A 20,043-nucleotide genomic window follows, 5' to 3' on the forward strand; every position below is an offset into this window, starting at 1 on the left:
CGAAACCGCCGGTCGAGGGCGGCGGTGCCGCCACGGGCACCGGCGCGCCGAACCCGCCGGGCGCGGCCATCGGCCCGCCCGGCATCGGGGCGCCGTAGGCCGGCGGGGCCGCGAACCGGGCCTGCTCCCGGCGGCGCTCCGCCGCGCGCCACGCCGCCAGCTCCTTCTCGTTCAGCGGGAAGGCCCGCAGCTGCACCCCGCCCCACACCTCCTCGCCCGTGACCTGGCCCTCCACCGTGGCGCCCAGGCCGAGCGGGACGGCCACGAACTGCCGCACCGTGCCCGTCCCGGAGTTGATGCCGTCCAGCCAGGGCTGGCGGGGCAGCACCACGTAGTTCTGCGGGTCCCGGGACAGCCCGTCGCTCCAGGGCCGGCCCGAGACCGCGCAGACCTTGCCGACGCCGACCTGCAGCGCGGCCGGTTCCGCCGTGCCCGCGAAGTTCAGCCACATCGCCTCGCGCAGGTACACCGGCAGCATCACGCCGCCGCGCGCCCGCATCGCCTCGGGAACCCGGTCCGCGTAGTCCGCCACCCGCCGGACCGGGAACTCGCCCAGGCCCGGCGGCAGCGGGTGCGTGCCCGTCTCCGGCAGGCGCAGGGTGCGGATGAACCGCACGGTCACACCGCCCGGAAGTCGCAGTGTGTTCCCGTCGATCCGCACGCTCGTGTCGGCCATCGGCCCGCCCCCTCGCCTCGGCGCCGGCCCCGTGCCGGCTTCCCTCAGCGAGAACGCCCGCCGAATCCCGCGCGGTTCCGCCACAGCTGCTCCTGCACGCCCAGGCGCTCCCGCAGCCGGGTCAGCCGCGGCATCCGGGCGCGCTGCTCCGCCGACACCCGGTCCAGCTCCTCGAACAGGCGCTTGGTGCGGTGCTCGGTGTCCATCTCGTCCAGGATCCGGTTGACCTCGGTCAGGACGGCGCCCGGCAGCTGCCAGTTCCCCTTGTCGCGCTCGGCCTCCTCGCGCAGCAGCACGGCGAGCTTGTCGCGGGTGGCCGCGGCGGAGCGCAGCTCGGCGGCGAGACGTTCCTCCGCCGACTCGGCGCTCGCGCTCAGGTGGGTCGTGACCAGCACCGCGAAACTGACCACGGCGTCGGCGATCTGCGAGAGCAGCTGCTCCAGCACCGCGCCGGTCTCGGACTCGAACAGCGGCTCCGGTTCGCGCTCCTTCGCGAGGTCGGTGAGGGTGCGGGCGAGCACGCGCAGCACGACCGTGCAGATCTCCAGCGTGTCGAGGCCGGTGCGCAGCACCACCCGGTGCAGCAGGCCCTCCCGCACGCGGGGATTGAGGCGCAGACTCTCCTCGGCCTGCCGCAGGGCCGCGTCCACCTCGACGATGTCGTGGTCCAGGCGCCGGGCCTCGTGCAGCCGCTCCGCGGCGCGGTCCGCGGGCGGCGCGCCGGCGGCCTCCTCGCCCATGCGGAGCATCAGCTGGCGCAACCGGCGGGCCAGGCCCTCGATCGACTCGCCGGCCTCCTCCACCCACACCGGGGGAGCGAGCAGCAGATTGCAGCCGAGCCCGACGACGGCGCCGATCAGCGTCTCCAGCACCCGGGCCCAGGCCGTGTCGCCGACGCTGGTGACCCCGAGGACCAGCATGGCGCTGATCGCGACCTCGGGGACGTACTCCTCCACCCGGACCAGCCGGCCCACGGCCAGCGAGGCCACGAGCAGCAGCGCCAGGCTCCACCAGGTCAGGCCCACCAGCAGGCTGAACGCGATGGCGAGGAGCACCCCGGTCACCACCGCGTTCACCCGCCGGAAGCCGTTGGTGAGGGTGGCGTACAGCGTCACCTGCACGACCAGCAGGGCCGTCAGGGGGGCGGTGAGCGGTGCCTTCTCGGGACTCAGCCGGAGCGCGATGACGTATGCGATCGTCGCCGCGAACGCCGATCGCAGCGTCTGGACGACCACGGGATCACGGCGCTTGCGCAGGATCCTGCCGGCCTGCACCGTCCACTCACGTACCTCTCGCATCCTCGGGCTGTTCCCCTTCCTGCGGCATCGAACGCGTCCATGAAGGACGTTAGTGCCGTCGGGTACCACGGGCGACCGAGGGAGATCGCAGGAAAGATCACACGGAGATCACGTGTGCAGCTTGTCGAGGAAGGCGGCCAGGTTGCCCCTGGTCCGCGCGATCTGCTCCTCCAGGCTGAGGCTCTCCTCGAACCGGGCCCCGGACTCCGGCTCCTTCTTCCCGCGCAGGTACAGGGAGCAGGCGAGGTCGGTGCACATGTACACGCCGACCGAGTTGCCCTCGCGGCCGGCCGCACCCGCCTTGGGCGCGGTCATCAGCGAGACACCGCCGCGCGGGTGGGTGGTCAGGCACAGCGAGCACATGCTGCGGTGCAGGAACCCGCGCTGGGCGGCCTGGAACCGCATCGTCACCCCCACGAGGGCGCCGTCCCGCTCGGTCACCAGATAGCTGCGGTCGGGCGCTCCCGGGTCGCGCCACCCGAGGAAGTCGAGGTCGTCCCAGGGGCGCTCGGCGAGGTCCCGGGGCACCGTCAGCCGCTTGGCCTCTCCCTTGGAGCAGTTGACGAAGGAGGTGCGGATGTCCCGCTCGGTGAGTGGTCTCATGGGAGGGCTCCTGGCCGTCGTACCGAACCTAGGGGTCCTAGGTTTCCGGGACAGGCTAGGCGTCACCGACGGGGGAGAGCCACTGGATTTCCGCGAGAGGGGCTCCGTGAGCCCGGACGGCGCCGTGGCGTGAGGGGCCCCTGCGCACCACCCTCCTGGAGCGGTACGGCGACCCGGACGCCACCGCCCCGCAGGACGGGGAACCCACCGCCGCCTACGAGGTCCGCACCCTGGCCGGCGGCCCGCTGGACGCCCTCGCCGCACGGCACGGCCTGGTCCCGATGCGGGTCACCGAGGCCCACGACCTCACCGCGCCGGGCCACCCCCGACGCAAGCGGTTCCTCCGCGTCGCCCTGCCCGACGGCGTCACCTACCGCACCGCCGACCACCTCACCGTCCTCCCCGCCAACGCCCCGGACCTCGTCACCCGCGCGGCCGCCGCGCTCGGCGCCGACCCCGACACCGTCCTGGACATCCGCCCCACCCGCCCGCGCGGCGACGCCATCGCCGTGGACCGCCCCCTCACAGTGCGCGAACTGCTCACCCACCACGTCGAGTTGCAGGAGCGTCCGACCGCCGGGCAGCTGGCCGCGCTCGCCGCCGCCGACCCGTGCCCGCCGGAGCGCGCGGCCCTGGCCACCCTCACCGACGACCCCCGCACCCTGGTGGAGATCCTGGAGGACCACCCGGCCCTGCGCGGCGCGCTCGACTGGCCGGCACTGCTGGACCTCCTGACCCCGCTGCGCCCGCGCCACTACTCCATCTCCTCGTCACCGGCCGTCGATCCCGGCCACGTCGATCTGATGGTCTCCCTGCTGCAGGCCCCGGCCCGCTCCGGCCGGGGCGTGTACCGGGGCACCGGCTCCGGCCACCTCATGACGCTGCAGCCCGGCGACACGGTGTACGCGCGCGTGCAGCCCTGCCCGGAGGCCTTCCGCATCGACGCCACCGCGAGCACACCGGTCGTCATGGTCGCCGCCGGCACGGGCCTCGCCCCGTTCCGCGGTGCCGTCGCCGACCGTGCGGCGGCCCTCGCGGCGGGCGCCGAACTCGCCCCCGCCGTCTGCTATTTCGGCTGTGACGCCCCGGACGCGGACTTCCTGCACGCGGAGGAACTGCGCGCCGCCGAGGCCGCCGGGGCCGTGCTCCTGCGCCCCGCCTTCAGCGAGACCCCCGAGGGCGAGGTGCGGTTCGTGCAGCACCGCATCGCCGCCGAGGCCGAGGAGGTCTGGGCCCTGCTCGGCGCCGGAGCGCGCGTCCATGTCTGCGGGGACGGTTCCCGCATGGCGCCCGGGGTGCGGGAGGCGTTCCGTACGCTGTTCCGCAAGCACACACCGGACGCCGACGAGACGACCGCCGAGCGGTGGCTCGACGGGCTGATCGCGGACGGGCGTTACACGGAGGACGTGTACGCCGCCGGCTGACCGCGGACGCGGGGGAGGGGTGGGGACACGGTGGTGGACTCCTGGGAACGGGCCCGGCACGTCCTGCGGGAGGCGGGCCTCGACCCCGGCCGCCTCGCCCACCTCGCCCCGATGACCGGCGGCACGTACAACACCGTCGAGGAGCTGCGCCTGACCGACGGCAGCCGCTACGTGCTGAAGGTCCCGCCCTCCGCCGCCGTCCCCGGGCTGCGGCACGAGCGCGAACTGCTGGTGTCGGAGGCCGAGTTCTACCGGTCGGCCGCCCGCGCCGGGGTCACCGCGCCCCGGCTGGTGTCCCGGGGCGACGGCTGTCTGCTGATGACGGCCTGCCCGGGCGCCCCGTGGGACGACACGCTCGGCGACGCGGAGCACACCGCCCTGCGGACGGAGCTCGGCCGCCAGGTCGCCCGGCTGCACCGCGAGACGGGCCCCGGCTTCGGCTACCCCTCCGGCGCGCTCGGCCCGCTCGCGCCCGACTGGCGGACCGCGTTCACCACCATGTTCGACGCGGTACTCGACGACGCCCGGCGCTACGGGGCCGAACTGCCCCGGCCCGTCGGCACGGTCGCCCGCACCGCCGCCTCCGCGTACGGCGCCCTCGACGAGGTCACCGTCCCGTGCCTGGTCCACTTCGACCTGTGGCGCGGCAACATCCTCGTGGACCGCTCGGAAGGGCGGGCCCGCATCGGCGGCCTGATCGACGGCGAGCGGATGTTCTGGGGTGATCCGCTGGCCGATTTCGTCTCCCTGGCGCTGCTGGGCGACATCAGGCGGGACGAGGCGTTCCTCGCGGGCTACCGTGAGGCCGGCGGCCGGGCCGTGTTCGATGTTCCGGCGCGCCTGCGCCTCGCCCTCTACCGGGCCTACCTGTACCTGATCATGCTGACCGAGACGGTTCCGCGCGCGGCCGGCGAGGAGCAGCGGCGGTGGGTGCGGGAGGCGGTCGCGCCGGAACTCGTCGCGGCCCTGGACGAGATCGCGGAAACCGCCGTCGGTTAGCTCACATCGTGAAATAAGGGTTGGAGGAATGTCGCGCCGGGCCCGGCCCCGACGGTATGTTGCAGGTCGGACAGGGGATTCCGGAAGGAGCCACATGGCGGGGCGGAACGGGCGCACGGTACGCGACCTCAGGCGGGCCAATCGCACAGCCGTGCTGCAACGGCTCTACTTCGACGGCCCGCTCAGCCGCTTCGAACTCGGCCCGGCGACCGGCCTGAGCTCGGGTTCGGTCAGCAACGTCGTCGCCGACCTGGTCGCCGACGGGCTGGTCGAGGAGGCCGGCAGCGTCGACTCCGACGGCGGCCGCCCCCGCACCCTGCTGCGCGTCGCCCCCGGCAGCGGCCACATGATCGGCGTCGACGTCGGCGAGACGCGCGTCCGGGTCGAACTGTTCGACCTCACCCTCACCGAGCTGGCCCGGGCCGAACGCCCGCTGACCCCGCAGCGGTACGAGGTCGAGGTCATCGTCGACCACATCCGGCACGGCATCGCCGAGGTGCTCGACGCGGCCGGACTCGCGCCCGAGCGGCTCCTGGGCGTCGGCATCGGCGTCCCCGGCATCGTCGAGCGCACCCCCGACCGCGGCGCGGTGGTGCACGGGCAGACCATCGGCTGGGACGCCGTCCCGCTGGAGGCCCTGCTGCGCACCGGCTCCCCGCTGCCGGACACCGTGCCGTACGTCATCGACAACGGCGCCAAGACCCTGGGCCAGGCCGAGATGTGGTTCGGCGCCGGCCGCGGCGCCCGCAACGCGGTCGTGGTCCTCTTCGGCTCCGGCGTCGGCGCCAGCCTCGTCACGCCCGACGCCGACCAGGGCCGGGCCGTCGAATGGGGGCATCTGACCGTGCGGGTGCGGGGCCGCCGCTGCCGGTGCGGGGCGCTCGGCTGCCTGGAGGCCTACGCGGGCGCCGAGTCGCTGCTCGCCCGCTGGCGGGAGGAAGGCGGCTCGGTCCCGGACGGCACCGACGAGGAGACCGCCCTCACTGCCATGCTCGCCGCGGCCTACCCGCCCGGCGACGGCGAGCCCGACCCGGTCGCGCTGGCCCTCCTTGAGGAGACCGCCGAATACCTGGGCGCGGGCCTGTCCGACCTGATCAACCTCTTCCAGCCCGAACGCATCCTCATCGGCGGCTGGGCGGGCCTCGCGCTCGGCTCCCGCTTCCTGCCCGCCGTACGCCGCCACGCCCTGTCGTACGCGCTGCGCCACCCGGCCGGGAAGGTGACCGTCGGCCTCGGCCGGCTCGGGCCCGACGCGGTCACGGTCGGCGCCGCGATCCTGCCGCTCGCCGACTTCTTCGCGCGTGGCGGCCGGCGTCCCGACCCCGCGCCGGAGTCCCCGCTGCCGGCGTGGCGCACGGCCCTGCAGGAACGGGCGCCGCGCTGAGGTTTCGCGGATCACCGCGGAGGTACTCGCGAGGCGCCCGACGACCGAAGGGAGCACGCCGTGACCGACCACCGCCTCGACGCACCCGGCGAGAACGGTGATCCCGTCCCGCGGGACATGCCGGACCAGCAGGCCGACGCCGGCGAGGACCCGTGGGAGGTCGCACCGCGCTTCTCGGGTACCGGCAAGGACGACGAGGACCGGGCCGACGAGGCCGACGGGTCCGACGAGCCGGCCGATGACGTCCCCGACACCGATGAGGCGGGGACGGGTCGGCAAGGGGCACCGAGCTCGGGAACGGGACAGACCGAGCACCCGGTGCCGGACGAGCCCTCCGGCTGAGAGGCCGAGGAGGGCACACACCGAGGGCCGCGGCCGGCTGTGGGGGTCGGCCGCGGCCCTCGCATGCGTCCCTGTAACTGTGCCGGGGCCGCTGTCAGGGCCTTGTATCCGTGCCGGAGTATTCGCGCCGGAACCGCTGCCGGGGCCGGCGTGCCCCCAGGCAGCGGTCGCGGGTCGGTCTCAGCCCACCTTGCGTCCCCGCATCGGCTCCGTCCGGGCCCCGCCGCCCTGCTGGAGACCCTCGAAGAACTCCCGGAGCACCTCCGTCGCCGTGCGCTCCGGCTCCCAGCCCAGCTCGGTGCGGGCCCGGGAGGAGTCCATCAACGGCAGCCGCAGCACCGCGTCGAACAGATGGGGCGAGGCGGGCAGCAGGTGCAGGCCCCAGGCGGCCGCGATGGCCGACCGGGCCGCCGTGCGCGGCAGCCGCACCGGGCGCGCCCCGAGCATCTCGCCCAGCATCCGCGCGTCGACCGCCGGCTCCGCGGCCAGGTTGAAGGCGCCCCGGACGTCCTGGTGCACGGCCAGCCGGTAGGCCCGGGCCGCGTCGTCCGTGTGCAGGGCCTGCACCCGCAGCCCGGGGACGTCGGGCAGGAAGGGCAGCAGCTCCGGGCGGGCCAGCGGACCCGGCAGGAACTTGCCGCCGAAGATCCGGCGCTGCTCGCTCGCGGACTCCCACTTGAACAGGAACGCGGGGCGCATCCGCACCACCCGCGTGCCGGGATGGTCACGCTCGAACGTGTCCAGCGCCCGTTCCAGATAGGCCTTCTCCCGGCAGTACGCCGCGTCCGGCCAGCCGTGCGTCGGCCACGACTCGTCCACCGCCTCGTCCTTGGGGCCGGGGGAGTACGCGCCCACCGACGAGGCGTGCACCAGCGCCGGCACCCCCGCCTCGGCCACCGCCTCGAACACCCGCATGCTGCCGAGCACGTTGGTGCGCCAGGTCGTCGCCGGGTCGTGCGTCGGCTGGAACGCCCAGGCCAGATGGACGACGGCGTCGGCCCCCCGGAACCGTTCCACGAGGTCGGACCGCTCGGCGGCCAGGTCGACCGCGTCCCAGTCCGTCTTCGGGGGAGACCAGTCGGGAAGGCGCCGGGCCAGGCCCAGTACGGAGCCGACCTCGGGATCCTCGGAGAGGAGTCGCACCACGCTCGTGCCCACGTTGCCCGTGGCACCCGTGACGACGACCCTCGTGCCCGTTGCGCTGCTCACCTGTGGCTCCTCTCGGCCGAGTGTTCCGCGAGAGACCACCGAGTACCCGGGTGGGCCGGATTGCACGTGGGCAGAAGGAAGCCCCGGCCGGACGGGGGAATCACGGCCGGGGCGGCTCTGAGGTGGGCACGGATGGCGGTCGCCTGTCGGCGAGGGGCTCCACAGGGCTTCAGCCGAACGATCGTCCCTGTGGGCGAATGGTGAGGCCCGGGGACACTGTCCCATCCGCACCCACGTGTCGTTCAACGGGGAACACCTCTGGGTGTTCCTGACGCGCCCGCCCCACGACGTGAGGTGCGTCACTGCCCCTCGCCGTCGGGCATGGTCTCCGCCCAGAGGTTCTCCGCCTGCAGCAGCAGCGTGCCGAGCACCGCCGTGTGCGCGGCACCCTCCCGGGCGTGCGCCCGCAGCCGGTCCTGCAGTTCCTCGTGGAGTTCCCGCAGCGCCTTCTCGGTCTCGTCGTCCGGCCGGCCGCGCAGACTGCCCTCGCGCAGACTCTCCGCCTGCGCCCGGCAGGCGTCCCCGATGAGCTCCAGCATCCGCGCGTACGACCGCAGGGCCCGGCCCTCGGGAGGGGCCGGCGACCGGTTGTCGTCGACGGACACCGCCAGGGCCCGGGTCAGCGCGGTGACGTGCCCGGTGATCCGGGCGAACCGCTCGTCCTCCTCCACCGGCGGCAGGGCGGCCCCGTGCGGGACCCGGTGCAGGGCGCGCAGCGGTGCGTAGGTCAGGCGCAGGCTCTCCTGGCTCCACCGGCGCGCCGAGTGCAGGGCTTCCAGCCGGTGCTCCAGACCGGCCGAGGCGCCGAGCCAGCCGGCGGCGGTCTGCGCGTCCCACTCGCCCTCGCGCAGGTCGGCGGCGACGGTGTGCAGCACGTCCGCGACCTCCCGGGCGAGCGCCGCCAGGTTCTCGCGGACGTCCCGCAGATGGATCGGCGGCAGGATCAGCGCGTTCACGGCCACGCCGATGACGGCGCCGAGCGCGGCCTGCCCGATCCGGTGCCCGACGCCGGACAGGCTCACGGTGCCCGCGGCGAGCGTGAACAGGGCGGTGGTCGCCGCGTAGATGCCCTGGTCGCCGAAGCGGGGCCAGTTCGCGAGCAGCATCAGGACCGGGACCGACAGGGCGAGCGCCCAGGTGGTGTCCCCGGTGAGGGCCTGCGCGCCCGAGGCGAGCAGGGCGCCGACGCAGATCGCGCCGAACTGCCGCGCGCCCTGGACCAGTGAGCTGTAGACGGTGGCCTGCACCAGCACCAGCGCCACCCAGGGGGCCATCAGCGCCAGCGGGTCTCCCATCCAGACCCCGCCCACCAGCCAGGCGATCACCGCCGCGGCGGCGGCCTTCAGCGACTGGACGACCAGGTCCCGCTCCCGGCCGGGACCCCGCCAGGCCGCTCGCATCGCGTCCCAGGCGGCCCGTGACTCCCGCCGTACGGCGTCCACGGGCTGCACGGCGCGGATGCCGTGCTCCAGATTCCGCATCCGCCGCGGGGCGGTCGCCGCCGCCCTCAGCCGCGGACTCGACGCCGGGCCGGTGCCGGTCGCCGTCGTGTCCTCCTTGCTCCGCCGGCGGAAGACGCCCGCCCTCCGCCGTACCCCACTCGTCACACGCGTCATGCGCAGCGGGTATCCGGGTGACCGGGCGTTTCACTTCCGGGCCAGGCCGGCTTCCGGGTCGGGCCGGCTTCCGGGTCAGGCCAGCGGACTGCCGGGCAGGGCGGACAGCAGGTGGGCGGGATCGGCGTAGACCACGTCCGCACCGGACTCCTCCAGATCCGCGCGCGGGATGCCGCCGCACAGCACGCCCACACAGCGCACCCCGGCCCTGCTGCCCGCGCGCATGTCCCACACCGTGTCGCCGACGAACACCGCCCGCTCCGCCGGCACCCCGGCCAGCGCCAGGGCGTGTTCGACCGGCTCGGGTGCGGGCTTGCCCGCGTCGACGTCGTCGGCGCTCGCCGTGGCGGTGATCGCGTCGTCCGCGTCGATCGCCCGGCGCAGCGCGCTCAGCTCCGCCCCGCCCGCCGAGGTGGCCAGCACCACCGCCCAGCCGTCCCGGTGCAGCCGCCGCAGCAGTTCACCGGCCTGCGGCAGCGCGGGCAGCCGGTCGAAGTACTGCCCGTACAGCGCCTTGTGCCCGGCGCTGATGTCGTCGTCCTGGTCCGGGTCGCGGCCGTCGCCCAGCAGATGGGCGACCAGGTCGCCGGACGGCAGGCCCACGGCCCGGTGGACGGCGTGCATCGGCACGTCGTGGCCCGCCTGCCGGAAGGCCTCCCACCAGGCGACGACATGCAGATGGTTGGTGTCGACCAGGGTGCCGTCGACGTCGAACACGGCCGCGCGTTCCATAGGTCAGGTTCCTTCCTCTCCGGCCGCGCGAGTACCACGTCAGCCGGACGGCATCCGCCGCTCACGGGTCCAGGCCAGCAGCGCGTCGAGGGACCACGTCGTCACCACCCGCTCGGGCGGCACCCCGCACTCCTCCGCCCGCGCGCAGCCGTTGATCTGCCAGTCCAGCTGCCCCGGCGCGTGCGCGTCGGTGTCGATCGAGAACAGCACACCGGCCTCCACGGCCCGGCGCAGCAGCCGCCGCGGCGGGTCGAGCCGCTCCGGCCTGCTGTTGATCTCCAGGGCGGTGCCCGTCTCCGCGAGCGCCGCGAACACCTCGTCCGCGTCGAACTCCGACTCCGGCCGCCCCCGCCCGGTCAGCAGCCGGCCCGTGCAGTGCCCGAGCACGTCCGCGTGCGGATTGCGCACGGCGGCCACCATCCGCCGGGTCATCGACCGGGCGTCCATGCGGAGCTTGGAGTGCACCGACACCACCACGACGTCGAGCCGCTCCAGCAGCTCGGGCTCCTGGTCGAGCGAGCCGTCCTCCAGGATGTCGCACTCGATGCCGGTGAGCAGCCGGAACGGCGCCCACGACGCGTTCAGCTCCGCCACCACCTCCAGCTGCTCGCGCAGCCGTTCGGGCGACAGCCCGCGCGCCACCGTCAGCCGCGGCGAGTGGTCGGTCAGCACCGCCCACTCGTGCCCCAGCGCCGCCGCGGCCCGGCCCATCTCCTCGATCGGGCTGCCGCCGTCGGACCAGTCGGAGTGCAGATGGCAGTCCCCGCGCAGCAGCGCCCGCAGCTCCTGCCCGCCCCGCACGGCCGGCGGCTCCTGCGCCTCGGCCTCCAGCTTCTCCAGATAACCCGGCACCTGCCCCGCCAGGGCCTCCCGGGCCACCTGCGCGGTCTTCGGACCGACCCCCTTGAGCCGCTCCAGCGAACCGTCCGCCGCCCGGCGCCGGACCTCGTCCGCGCCCAGCTCCTTCAGCACCCGCGACGCCGTACGGAACGCGCGCACACGGTACGTCGGCGCCAGGGACCGCTCCAGCAGAAAGGCGATCCGGTCCAGTGCCTCGACGGGGTCCATCGCCACCTCCACCTCAAGAGTTCCCCAGCACCCGGCACCCCGCACGGCCGAACGGCCGGTTTGCCCGGTACCCACCCGGGTACTGCGATGCCTCGTCCCGCCCGCTTCGACGAGGAGGCAGCCTGTGATGTCCGCCCCCAGCGAGCCCCGTGACCGGGTCGCCCTGGTCACCGGCGCCGACTCCGGCATCGGCCGGGCCACCGCCGTACGCCTGGCCCGCGCCGGCCTGGACGTCGGCATCACCTGGCACAGCGACGAGAAGGGCGCGGAGAAGACCGCCGAGGAGGTCCGCGCGCACGGACGGCGCGCCGAGGTCGCCCGGATGGACCTCACCCGGCTGCCCGGCGCCGCCGACACGGTCGACGAGCTGTGCGAGCGCCTGGGCCGCATCGACGTGCTGGTCAACAACGCCGGCACCGGCACCATGACGCCCTTCCTCGACCTGGAGCTGTCCCAGGTGCGCGAGGTCCTCGACGTCGACCTCGTCGGGCCGTTCCTGTGCGGCCAGAAGGCGGCGCGGCACATGATCCGGCAGGGCGACGGCGGACGGATCGTCAACGTCACGTCCGTCCACGAGCACCAGCCGCGCGTGGGCGCCGCCCCCTACTGCGCCGCCAAGGGCGGTCTGGGGCTGCTCACCCAGGTCATGGCCCTGGAGCTCGCCGAGCACGGCATCACCGTCAACGCCGTCGCGCCCGGTGAGATCGCCACCCCCATGACCGGGCAGGAGGACACCGACCCGCACACCGAGAGCCGCCCCGGGGTGCCGCTCGGCCGGCCCGGCGACGCGCGCGAGGTCGCCGCCGTCATCGCCTTCCTCGCGGGCCCGGACGCCTCGTACGTCACCGGCGCCTCCTGGAGCGTCGACGGCGGGATGCTCCGGATGGGGCCGCAAGCCGGTTCCCATCTGACGAGCGACGACTGGCGACGGCCGTGAGCGGGCCACGGTGAGACTGCGCACCAGCTCCTGCGAGGAGCCCGGCTTCCGCCGCGTCCGCCACGGGCGCGGCTTCCGCTACCTCGACTCCGGCGGCCGGGCGCTGACCGACCGTGAGCACCTCGCCCGGATCAAGGCCCTGGTCATCCCGCCCGCGTGGCGGGACGTGTGGATCTGCCGCCGCGCCAACGGCCACCTCCAGGCCGTCGGCACCGACGACGCCGGACGCCGGCAGTACCTGTACCACGAGGAGTTCCGCGCCAAGCGGGAGCAGGCCAAGCACGAGCACGTCCGCGAGGTCGCGCGCACGCTGCCGGAACTGCGCGCCCGGGTCGGCTCCGACCTCGCCGGACGCGGCTTGAGCCGGGAGCGCGTCACCGCCTGCGCGGTACGCCTGCTGGACCTCGGCTTCTTCCGCATCGGCAGCGACCGGCACACCCGTGACAACGGCACCTACGGCCTGACGACGATGCTGCGCGAGCACGTCAGCTGCGGCCGGGGCGAGATCGGGTTCACCTACCCGGCCAAGGGCGGCATCGACCTGGTCCGGGCCCTGGTGGACGATCAGGCGCACACCGTCGTCCGGGCCCTGCTGCGGCGCCGGCGGCCCGGTGAGCGGCTGCTGGCGTACTGGGAGGGGCGGGCCTGGCACGACCTGCACAGCGCCGACCTGAACGAGGCGCTGCGCCGGCTGTCCGGGGTCGACATCACGGCCAAGGACTTCCGCACCTGGCACGCCACCGTCCTCGCGGCCGTCGCGCTCGCCGTCATCCCCGAGGCCGCCCGTGAGACGGCCGCGGCCCGGCGCCGCCAGGCCACGCGGGCCGTGCGCGAGGTGAGCCACTACCTCGGCAACACCCCGGCCGTGTGCCGGGCCTCCTACATCGACCCGCGGGTCTTCGAGCTGTTCGAGCAGGGGCGGACCATCGCGCCGGCGCTCACGCGGCTGGGGGAGCACGGCGACTTCGGGCGCCCGGCCACGCAGGGGGCCGTCGAGGCGGCCGTCCTGGAGCTGCTCGACCGCTGACGCACGACCCGCGCTCCGGCCGGTTCCGCTCTACGCTCGATGCATGACCGAAAGCGCGAGCCCGTACATATCCCACCCGCGGATCATGGTGCTCGGGGTGCAGCCGGGCACACCGCCGTTCCGGATCGTGGAGATCGACGGCCAGGTGATCGGGGAGGCCAAAGCCGTCACGGACGTCCTCGCGGCCGCGGCCGCGTTCGGCATCACGGTCCACGACCTGGACGACCCGGACGTGGTCCGCTGGGTGGGCGGCGACAAGTTCACCTGGACCGTGCACTAGCCCGCACGGCCGGGGCATACGATCTGCCGATCATGCCCGACCACATTCACGGCACCGGCGCCCACGCCCCCGGCGCACTCGCGTCCCTCGTCGGCGCCCGCCTGGGCCTGGCCTTCACAGCCCGCGACAGCGACTTCCTCGGCGCGTACCACCTCGCCGCCTGACCACCACCACGGCGGACGGGGACGTGGAGGTGCCGGCCCGTCTGGACGCGCTCGAAGGGCTCGTCCGTATCGACGGTCCGGCGTGAGGCGGGGGACGGCCCCGTGGGATCGGCGGGCGTCAGCTCTTCGTCGCTGTGCCGGCGGGGCGGGGGCGGCGGGGTTTGCGGGCGTGGACCGCGCGGCTGAGGCGGCGGCCGAGGAGCAGGTAGCCGATCAGGGCGCCCGTCGTGTTGAGGATGACGTCGTCGATGTCGAAGGCGCGGCCCGTCACCAGGGCGCCCTGGGCGAACTCCACCAGCAGCATCACCACCGCGGTCAGCAGCAGGACGCGCAGGATGCCGCGCGTGCGGGGCGCGACGACGGGGACGAGGACGCCGAAGGGGACGCCCAGCAGGATGTTGCCGCCGATCTGCTTGACGGCGTCGCGCAGTTCCGGCTGATCGAGGTAGGCCCGCAGCGAGTCGCCCGGCCGCAGATTGGTGTGTGTCAGCGCCTCCGACGCGGGCGAGGGCTGCAGTGTCAGCCGCGCCAGCACCACGGCGAAGGCGACCATGAACGCGAAGGCGCACAGCGTCGCCAGCAGCCGGATGGGCCACGGCAGCGGACGTCGCTCGCTCCCGGACCCCCCGGTACGGGGGCGTGAGACTGCACCGGCCATGAGTCCTCCAGACGTCAACTTCCCTGCGATGTACGGCGGTTACCCGGAGAAACGTCAGAGATGCCGCCGCCCGGCCCCACCGTCGGATTCCCGCCTTCCCCCGGAGCACTCCACCTGCCGCTCCGGAGGAAGGCGGGGCAGGCGGTCAGCTCCCGTACGAGACGCGCACGTCCTTGAAGCCCAGGGAGCGCAGCAGCCCCTCCAGCATGCCGGTGGTGTTCGCCTCGGCCCGCGCGGTCAGCTCGCTCTCCTTCGCCGCGTCGCCGATGTGCCGCACCGCCAGCTGCTGCACGGCCTGCTCGCCGTTGGGATTGTCCGAGAAGAGGTCGCCGAGCCGGTCGAAGAGACCGCGCTGCTTGGACACGGCGTAGGACCGGTCGGGGTCGAGGGCCGGCTTGCCCAGCCGGGCGTGGGGCAGCCGGAGCGTGGCCGACGTGCGGTCCTCATCGACCCGCACGTCGTCCTCGCCGACCTTGCCCAGGTCGACGTAGGCGTCCACGGTGCCCGCCCCGACGTACAGGGTCCGGGTGCCGCGGATCGCGTCGGGCAGGAACTTGGCGTCCTTCTCCAGGTCCACGACGACCTGGAAGTTGCCGGAGGCGGCGTCGTAGCGGCTGATGTCCTGGATGGACTGCAGCAGCGCGGGGCCGGACCGGTCGTGGGTCTCGGTGCCGAACAGGTCCTTCAGGCCCGGGATCACGCTCAGCCGGAGCCCGGCGAAGAACACGACGAGCACCAGCACGAGCGCGGCCACCACCTTGGCCCAGCCGGGCATGCGCCTGGGGAGGCGCTTGACGGGAGTCGTCATGCGACGGCCCTCCTTCCTACTCACCGCATGCCCACCACATTCCCTGCCAGACCGGCGAGTTGAGGATTCGACGACTCCGGTGGAGGCACGCCGGGCGCACACCCGTCACGGGCGGGGCGTCACCTGAGGCTGCTCCAGCGCCGCGTCCAGCGTCGGGTGCGGCGGCAGCAGCCGGGACAGACCGGTGATCCGCAGGACGCGCAGGGTCAGCGGATGCGAGCAGACGAGCAGCACGGAGCCGTGCCGGTCGAGCACCCGGCCGCGGGCCCGGTACAGCAGCCGCAGGCCCGAGCAGTCGAAGAACTCGATCGGGCTGAGGTCGAGCACCACCCGGGCGGCGGGCCGGCCGGTCTCCCGGTCCAGGTGCGGGGCGATCTCCGCGGCCGCGGCGAGATCGATCTCGCCGCGGAACTCCAGCACCGTGTGCCCCCGTTCCTGGCGGACGCGCAGATGCCGGGTGAGCGGTGCAGGTTCCTGCCGCACGACGAGATCGCCTCCAGCCTGCTCCGTGCGTGGGGAGGGGGCGCCGGTCCTCACAACCGTTCCCCGCCCTGCAAGTTACCCTCCATCGAGTGAATCTGAGCATGTTCGATTGACATATGTCTTTGAATTACAGCCGAGTTGGCCGAGGTTCGCGCGGGGGCGTACGCGGTCGTGAGCGCGGGCGCACCGTGAGGCGCGTGTGGCGCGGGGTGTCGGCGTGTCCCCCGACGACAGCGGGACCAGGACCGTGATCCCGGCCCTGGTCCCGCTCGTGAAGGAGAACCGGCTGCGTCGCGGGTGACCTCCGCCGTACCCGCGCCGCAGCCGTCCCGTCACCCCGCTCAGTCGTTCACCAGCACCAGCTTCCCCGTCGTGCGGCCCGTGTCGCCCTGGGCGTGGGCCTCGGCCGCCGACGCCAGGGGGAACGTGCCCGCGATCGTGGCGCGGAGCGTGCCCGCCTCGGCGAGCCGCCCGATCGCCTCCATGCCCGCGCGGTCCGCGTCCACCAGCATGCGCAGCGCCCGGACGCCGAGCCGCTCCGCCTCCTCGTGGAACTCGGCCGAGCCGACCGGCAGGATCGAGACGACGATGCCGCCCGGGCGCAGCACGCGCAGCGAGCGCAGGGACGTGTCGCCGCCGATCGTGTCCAGCACGACGTCGACGTCCTTCACGGCCTCCGTGAAGTCCGTCTCCCGGTAGTCCACCGTCTCGTCCGCGCCGAGCTCGCGCAGGAAGTCGTGCTTGCCCGCGCTCGCCGTGCCGATCACGTACGCGCCGCGCTCCTTGGCGATCTGCACCGCCACGTGCCCGACCCCGCCGGCGGCGGCGTGGATCAGCACTCGCTGCCCGGGCTGTACGTCCGCGTGCTCGGTCAGCGCCTGCCACGCGGTCAGCGAGACCAGCGGGAGCGCGCCCGCCTGGACGTGGTCGATCCCGGCGGGCTTGCGGGCGAGGGCGCGCACCGGCGCGATGACGTACTCCGCGTGCGAGCCGTGCCCGAACGGGTAGGGCAGCATCCCGAAGACCTCGTCGCCCGGCACGAACGCCGCGACGCCGATGCCGACCGCCTCCACCACTCCGGAGACGTCCCAGCCGAGGACGAAGGGCGGCTCGCCCAGGAACCCTCCGGTCGCGCGGTGCTTCCAGTCGGTCGGATTGACCCCGGCGGCCCGCACCCGGACCAGCACCTCGTTCGGCCGCGGCACCGGCCGCTCGATCTCCACTGTCTTCAGGACCTCGGGACCGCCGAGGATGTCCTGGCTGATGGCTCGCATCGTGTTCTCTGTGCTCATGGTGATCCAGCGTGCCGGTTCGCACACCGTCCGCCAATGGCAAGATTGCCAACATTCGATAGGATCGTGCCATGCAGCGTGAGCGAGTGGTGGTCCTGGCCCTGGACGGGGTCTATCCCTTCGAGCTGGGCATCCCCAGCCGGATCCTCGGCGCGGCCGACGGCCGGTACGAGGTGCTGACCTGTTCGGTCGACGGCCGCCCCGTGCGCACCAACGCCGACTTCGGCATCACCGTGGAGCACGGCCCCGAGGTCCTGGCCACGGCCGGCACGGTCGTGATCGCCCCGGTCGCACCCGGCCGTCTGAGTGACGCGGTGCCCGGCACGGTCCTGGCGGCGCTCGCCCTCATCCGGCCCGGCACCCGGATCGTCTCCATCTGCACCGGCGCCTTCGTCCTCGCCGCCGCCGGACTCCTCGACGGGCGCCGCGCGACCACCCACTGGCAGGTCGCCGACCACTTCCGGCGCATGTTCCCGCGCGTCGACCTCGACCCGGACGTGCTCTTCGTCGACGACCACCCGTTCCTCACCTCTGCCGGAGCCGCCTCCGGCGTGGACGTCTGCCTCCACCTCGTCCGCAAGGACCACGGCAGCAGGCTGGCCAACAGCGTCGCCCGCCGCTGCGTCGTCCCGCCGTTCCGCGACGGCGGCCAGGCCCAGTACATCGAGCAGCCCGTGCCCGAGCAGGGCGCCGCGAGCACCGCCGGCACCCGCGCCTGGGCCCTGGAGCACCTGGGCGAACCGCTCACCCTGGCCGATCTCTCCGCGCACGCCCGGATGAGCCAGCGCACCTTCGCCCGCCGCTTCCACGACGAGGTGGGGCTCAGCCCCGGCCGCTGGCTCATCCAGCAGCGCGTCGCGCGGGCCCGGCACCTGCTGGAGTCCAGCGACCTGACGGTAGATCAGATCGCGGGCATGGTCGGCTTCGCGACCGGCGCCTCCCTGCGTCAGCACCTGCACGCGGCGATCGGGGTCTCGCCGCAGGCCTACCGCCGCACGTTCCAGACCGCCCGCTGAGCCGGGCCGGGGGGCCCGCCTCAACTCGCCTGTACACACAGGGCATTTGTCGACCTGTTGCCTTCTTTCGAAGCGTGACGGAACCCTCACCTCCGCCGGGGGTCGAGGTTGATCCTTTCGGGTTCGGAACCGATAAGGTTCCGATCGGCGCTGCGAGTTCGCGATCGCGTCCGGTCGACTCGCGGTGCGTACTCATGAGTGCGGTCCACACACACCCCCCCGTTCGATCGTGTTGCTCGAAGGATGCAGATGGAACTCGCCACTCCGCCACCGGCGGTGCGGGCCCCTGTCGCCTGGTACAGCTGGTGGCTGATGCCGCTGGGCCTGGGAGGCGGGACGGTTGCCGCCACGTTCATGAGTTCGGAGCGAATAACCGTGGCCGCCGCCGGAGTCGCGGCGACGGCTGCCGGCACGATGTGCGTTCGCATGCTGCTGCGCACCCGGGAGCAACTGCACCGGGCCGAGAGCTCCTTCCGCACCGCGCAGACCGAGCACACCCTGCAGTGGCAGCAGCACGTCGCGGGCCTGGAGCGGAAGTCCGCCGCCGAACGCGCCGGCCTGGAGTCCCGGCTCACCGAGCAGCACACCGCCTACGAGCGGCGCCTGGCCGAGCAGAGCACCACGTACGAGAAGCAGCTCGCCGAGCGGAGCGCCACCTACGAGACGCAGCTCGCCGAGCAGTCCCGGGCCTATGAGGAACGGCTGACCGAGCAGGCCGCCTCCTACGAGGCCCAGCTCGCCGACCAGGCCGAGGTCTGGCAGGAGCAGCTCTCCCACCAGCTCGCGGCGGTCGCCCGGCTCGCCGACGAGCAACTGCCCGACGCGATGGAGAAGCTGCGCTCCGGCGAGGCCATCGACGACGTGCTGCCGACGGTCAGCCAGTGTGCCAAGGTCGGCGCCGAACTCCAGGCCGAGCTGCGCAAGCTGCTGCGCACCGCCCTGATCGGCCTGGAGGCCGAGTTCGACCGGTCCACCACCGCCGAGCAGGCGGTCATCAGCATCGGCAACCGCATCCACGTCCTGACCAGCAAGCTGCGCGGCCGGCTGCACGAGATGCAGGGCGAGCACGGCAGACTGCCCGCCGTCGCCCGCGGGCTGATGGAACTCGATCAGGAACTCGGCCCCGCCGACTCGCTCGCCGCCAGCATCGGTGTGCTCGGCGGCAGCGACCGGCCCGGCCGGCAGTGGCAGGAACCGCAGCGCCTGCTCAGCGTGGTGCGCGGCGGCATCGGCCGGATCAAGGACTTCCACCGCGTCCAGGTGCGCCACCTGCCCGAACTCGGCGTCGACGGCGGCCTCGTGGACCACCTCACGCTGATCTTCGCCCACCTCCTGGACAACGCGGCCCGCTACTCGCCGCCCACCGAGCCGGTGCTCATCTCCGGCAGGGAGGTCCCCAACGGCGTCGGCATCGAGATCCAGGACTCCGGCAAGGGCCTGAGCGAGGAGAAGAAGCGGGAGGCCGAGCACGCCCTGGCGGGCACCGCGCCCGGCGCGGGCCTCGGCGGCATCACCGAGGACGCCAGCATCGGCCTGCGCGTGGTCGGCGCCCTCGCCCGCCGCTACGGCATCCGCGTCACCTTCGCGGACTCGCCCTGGCTCGGCACCTCCGTGGTGGTCGTCGTCCCGCACAAGTACTTCAGCCCGCTGCCCGCGGCCACGATCGCCCCGGCCACCGCCACCGCCACCGCCGCTGTCCAGGCCACGGCCGACGCCTCCGCCCCGGCGCGGGAGGGCGCCCCCGCCTCGCCGGCCTCCGAGCCGGCCGCCCGCGCGGGAGCCGCGGACACCACCCCCGGCGGACTGCCCCGGCGCCGCAGGCGCCAGGAGACGGACGCGCCCGGGCCGCCCGAGCGCACCGGCCGGGGCACCGTCGCCGCCGTGCCGCCGGACGCCTCCTTCTCCGGTCTCGCCGCCTTCGCCACCGCCGGCCGTGACGCGGCGGCGGCCTCGCAGGCAGGCGACGGCCGTGACACCCCCGCCGGACGCGAGTCCACCGAGCACCGCACCGAAGAGAGCGACTAGTC

The 20,043-nt window shown here is 74.0% G+C and carries 19 protein-coding genes and 2 pseudogenes; 10 read left to right on the top strand and 11 right to left on the bottom strand.

The features are described from left to right. The 3 genes and pseudogenes from CHR28_RS29290 to CHR28_RS29300 all read right to left on the bottom strand — a co-directional run. Positions 1 to 676, bottom strand: a pseudogene (locus CHR28_RS29290) (hypothetical protein); the annotation flags it as partial. A gap of 44 nt (positions 677 to 720) precedes the next feature. Beyond that, positions 721 to 1,974, bottom strand: coding sequence for an aromatic acid exporter family protein (locus CHR28_RS29295; protein ID WP_094056721.1), 1,254 nt, complete (start codon positions 1,972 to 1,974; stop codon positions 721 to 723). 108 nt (positions 1,975 to 2,082) lie between these two features. Continuing rightward, a complete protein-coding gene (locus tag CHR28_RS29300) occupies positions 2,083 to 2,577 on the bottom strand; it encodes an FBP domain-containing protein (RefSeq protein ID WP_094056722.1) in 495 nt (164 codons plus the stop codon). Positions 2,578 to 2,717: 140 nt separating this feature from the next. Here CHR28_RS29300 and CHR28_RS29305 point away from each other — a divergent pair. From CHR28_RS29305 to CHR28_RS29320, 4 genes and pseudogenes are all read left to right on the top strand, one after another. Further along, a pseudogene (locus CHR28_RS29305) lies at positions 2,718 to 4,001 on the top strand (reductase); the annotation flags it as partial. A gap of 30 nt (positions 4,002 to 4,031) precedes the next feature. Beyond that, a complete protein-coding gene (locus tag CHR28_RS29310) occupies positions 4,032 to 5,000 on the top strand; it encodes a phosphotransferase family protein (protein ID WP_094056723.1) in 969 nt (322 codons plus the stop codon). 94 nt (positions 5,001 to 5,094) lie between these two features. Next, entirely contained in the window at positions 5,095 to 6,384 is a 1,290-nt protein-coding gene (locus tag CHR28_RS29315; RefSeq protein WP_094056724.1) for an ROK family transcriptional regulator, read from the top strand. A gap of 60 nt (positions 6,385 to 6,444) precedes the next feature. Continuing rightward, the gene (locus tag CHR28_RS29320) at positions 6,445 to 6,726 is read left to right on the top strand and encodes a hypothetical protein (protein ID WP_094056725.1); all 282 of its coding nucleotides are present in this window, start codon (positions 6,445 to 6,447) and stop codon (positions 6,724 to 6,726) included. A 180-nt stretch (positions 6,727 to 6,906) separates the two neighbouring features. Here the strand turns inward: CHR28_RS29320 and CHR28_RS29325 are convergent, their stop codons facing one another. The 4 genes from CHR28_RS29325 to CHR28_RS29340 form a co-directional block, all read right to left on the bottom strand. Next, positions 6,907 to 7,935: an SDR family oxidoreductase gene (locus CHR28_RS29325; protein ID WP_094056726.1), complete on the bottom strand. Its 1,029-nt coding sequence runs from the start codon at positions 7,933 to 7,935 to the stop codon at positions 6,907 to 6,909. Positions 7,936 to 8,234: 299 nt separating this feature from the next. Further along, positions 8,235 to 9,416, bottom strand: a complete 1,182-nt coding sequence (locus CHR28_RS29330) for an FUSC family protein (protein WP_094056807.1) — start codon at positions 9,414 to 9,416, stop codon at positions 8,235 to 8,237. Positions 9,417 to 9,626: 210 nt separating this feature from the next. Then, positions 9,627 to 10,283 carry an HAD family hydrolase gene (locus tag CHR28_RS29335; protein WP_094056727.1) on the bottom strand — a complete coding sequence of 219 codons (657 nt, stop codon included), beginning with the start codon at positions 10,281 to 10,283 and terminating at the stop codon, positions 9,627 to 9,629. A gap of 39 nt (positions 10,284 to 10,322) precedes the next feature. Continuing rightward, on the bottom strand, positions 10,323 to 11,351 hold the full coding sequence (locus tag CHR28_RS29340) for a PHP domain-containing protein (RefSeq protein WP_094056808.1): 1,029 nt from the start codon (positions 11,349 to 11,351) through the stop codon (positions 10,323 to 10,325). 127 nt (positions 11,352 to 11,478) lie between these two features. Here CHR28_RS29340 and CHR28_RS29345 point away from each other — a divergent pair, with 127 nt between their 5' ends. The 4 genes from CHR28_RS29345 to CHR28_RS38580 are packed head-to-tail and all read left to right on the top strand — an operon-like array spanning position 11,479 to position 13,759. Continuing rightward, positions 11,479 to 12,288 carry an SDR family oxidoreductase gene (locus CHR28_RS29345; RefSeq protein ID WP_094056728.1) on the top strand — a complete coding sequence of 270 codons (810 nt, stop codon included), beginning with the start codon at positions 11,479 to 11,481 and terminating at the stop codon, positions 12,286 to 12,288. A gap of 10 nt (positions 12,289 to 12,298) precedes the next feature. Beyond that, positions 12,299 to 13,315, top strand: a complete 1,017-nt coding sequence (locus CHR28_RS29350) for a DNA topoisomerase IB (RefSeq protein WP_094056729.1) — start codon at positions 12,299 to 12,301, stop codon at positions 13,313 to 13,315. A 43-nt stretch (positions 13,316 to 13,358) separates the two neighbouring features. Then, positions 13,359 to 13,595, top strand: coding sequence for a hypothetical protein (locus tag CHR28_RS29355; protein WP_094056730.1), 237 nt, complete (start codon positions 13,359 to 13,361; stop codon positions 13,593 to 13,595). A gap of 32 nt (positions 13,596 to 13,627) precedes the next feature. After that, the gene (locus CHR28_RS38580) at positions 13,628 to 13,759 is read left to right on the top strand and encodes a hypothetical protein (RefSeq protein ID WP_256984478.1); all 132 of its coding nucleotides are present in this window, start codon (positions 13,628 to 13,630) and stop codon (positions 13,757 to 13,759) included. A 118-nt stretch (positions 13,760 to 13,877) separates the two neighbouring features. Here the strand turns inward: CHR28_RS38580 and CHR28_RS29360 are convergent, their stop codons facing one another. The 4 genes from CHR28_RS29360 to CHR28_RS29375 form a co-directional block, all read right to left on the bottom strand. Then, positions 13,878 to 14,417, bottom strand: a complete 540-nt coding sequence (locus tag CHR28_RS29360; protein WP_094056731.1) for a VanZ family protein — start codon at positions 14,415 to 14,417, stop codon at positions 13,878 to 13,880. 145 nt (positions 14,418 to 14,562) lie between these two features. Next, the gene (locus CHR28_RS29365) at positions 14,563 to 15,225 is read right to left on the bottom strand and encodes a DUF4230 domain-containing protein (RefSeq protein WP_094056732.1); all 663 of its coding nucleotides are present in this window, start codon (positions 15,223 to 15,225) and stop codon (positions 14,563 to 14,565) included. Between the two features lie 105 nt (positions 15,226 to 15,330). Further along, positions 15,331 to 15,708 (bottom strand): anti-sigma factor antagonist, encoded by a 378-nt coding sequence (locus CHR28_RS29370; RefSeq protein WP_094056733.1) that lies wholly within the window; start codon positions 15,706 to 15,708, stop codon positions 15,331 to 15,333. A 341-nt stretch (positions 15,709 to 16,049) separates the two neighbouring features. Next, positions 16,050 to 17,000 carry an NADP-dependent oxidoreductase gene (locus CHR28_RS29375; RefSeq protein ID WP_094056734.1) on the bottom strand — a complete coding sequence of 317 codons (951 nt, stop codon included), beginning with the start codon at positions 16,998 to 17,000 and terminating at the stop codon, positions 16,050 to 16,052. A 71-nt stretch (positions 17,001 to 17,071) separates the two neighbouring features. Between CHR28_RS29375 and CHR28_RS29380 the strand changes: the two genes are divergently transcribed. Together CHR28_RS29380 and CHR28_RS29385 are read left to right on the top strand one after the other, a co-directional pair. Continuing rightward, positions 17,072 to 18,016, top strand: coding sequence for a GlxA family transcriptional regulator (locus CHR28_RS29380; RefSeq protein WP_094056735.1), 945 nt, complete (start codon positions 17,072 to 17,074; stop codon positions 18,014 to 18,016). 249 nt (positions 18,017 to 18,265) lie between these two features. Further along, on the top strand, positions 18,266 to 20,041 hold the full coding sequence (locus CHR28_RS29385) for an ATP-binding protein (protein WP_094056736.1): 1,776 nt from the start codon (positions 18,266 to 18,268) through the stop codon (positions 20,039 to 20,041). Positions 20,042 to 20,043 lie beyond the last annotated feature (2 nt).

The organism is Streptomyces sp. XY006, from assembly GCF_002237655.1.
GTDB lineage: Bacteria > Actinomycetota > Actinomycetes > Streptomycetales > Streptomycetaceae > Streptomyces > Streptomyces levis.

What these genes read in the sequence shown, in the direction of transcription:
- CHR28_RS29295 (WP_094056721.1), bottom strand. Translation starts at nt 1,974, where the DNA reads ATGCGAGAGGTACGTGAGTGGACGGTGCAGGCCGGCAGGATCCTGCGC.
- CHR28_RS29300 (WP_094056722.1), bottom strand. Translation starts at nt 2,577, where the DNA reads ATGAGACCACTCACCGAGCGGGACATCCGCACCTCCTTCGTCAACTGC.
- CHR28_RS29315 (WP_094056724.1), top strand. Translation starts at nt 5,095, where the DNA reads ATGGCGGGGCGGAACGGGCGCACGGTACGCGACCTCAGGCGGGCCAAT.
- CHR28_RS29330 (WP_094056807.1), bottom strand. Translation starts at nt 9,416, where the DNA reads ATGCGGAATCTGGAGCACGGCATCCGCGCCGTGCAGCCCGTGGACGCC.
- CHR28_RS29335 (WP_094056727.1), bottom strand. Translation starts at nt 10,283, where the DNA reads ATGGAACGCGCGGCCGTGTTCGACGTCGACGGCACCCTGGTCGACACC.
- CHR28_RS29340 (WP_094056808.1), bottom strand. Translation starts at nt 11,351, where the DNA reads ATGGACCCCGTCGAGGCACTGGACCGGATCGCCTTTCTGCTGGAGCGG.
- CHR28_RS29345 (WP_094056728.1), top strand. Translation starts at nt 11,479, where the DNA reads ATGTCCGCCCCCAGCGAGCCCCGTGACCGGGTCGCCCTGGTCACCGGC.
- CHR28_RS29355 (WP_094056730.1), top strand. Translation starts at nt 13,359, where the DNA reads ATGACCGAAAGCGCGAGCCCGTACATATCCCACCCGCGGATCATGGTG.
- CHR28_RS38580 (WP_256984478.1), top strand. Translation starts at nt 13,628, where the DNA reads ATGCCCGACCACATTCACGGCACCGGCGCCCACGCCCCCGGCGCACTC.
- CHR28_RS29360 (WP_094056731.1), bottom strand. Translation starts at nt 14,417, where the DNA reads ATGGCCGGTGCAGTCTCACGCCCCCGTACCGGGGGGTCCGGGAGCGAG.
- CHR28_RS29365 (WP_094056732.1), bottom strand. Translation starts at nt 15,225, where the DNA reads ATGACGACTCCCGTCAAGCGCCTCCCCAGGCGCATGCCCGGCTGGGCC.
- CHR28_RS29375 (WP_094056734.1), bottom strand. Translation starts at nt 17,000, where the DNA reads ATGAGCACAGAGAACACGATGCGAGCCATCAGCCAGGACATCCTCGGC.
- CHR28_RS29380 (WP_094056735.1), top strand. Translation starts at nt 17,072, where the DNA reads ATGCAGCGTGAGCGAGTGGTGGTCCTGGCCCTGGACGGGGTCTATCCC.
- CHR28_RS29385 (WP_094056736.1), top strand. Translation starts at nt 18,266, where the DNA reads ATGGAACTCGCCACTCCGCCACCGGCGGTGCGGGCCCCTGTCGCCTGG.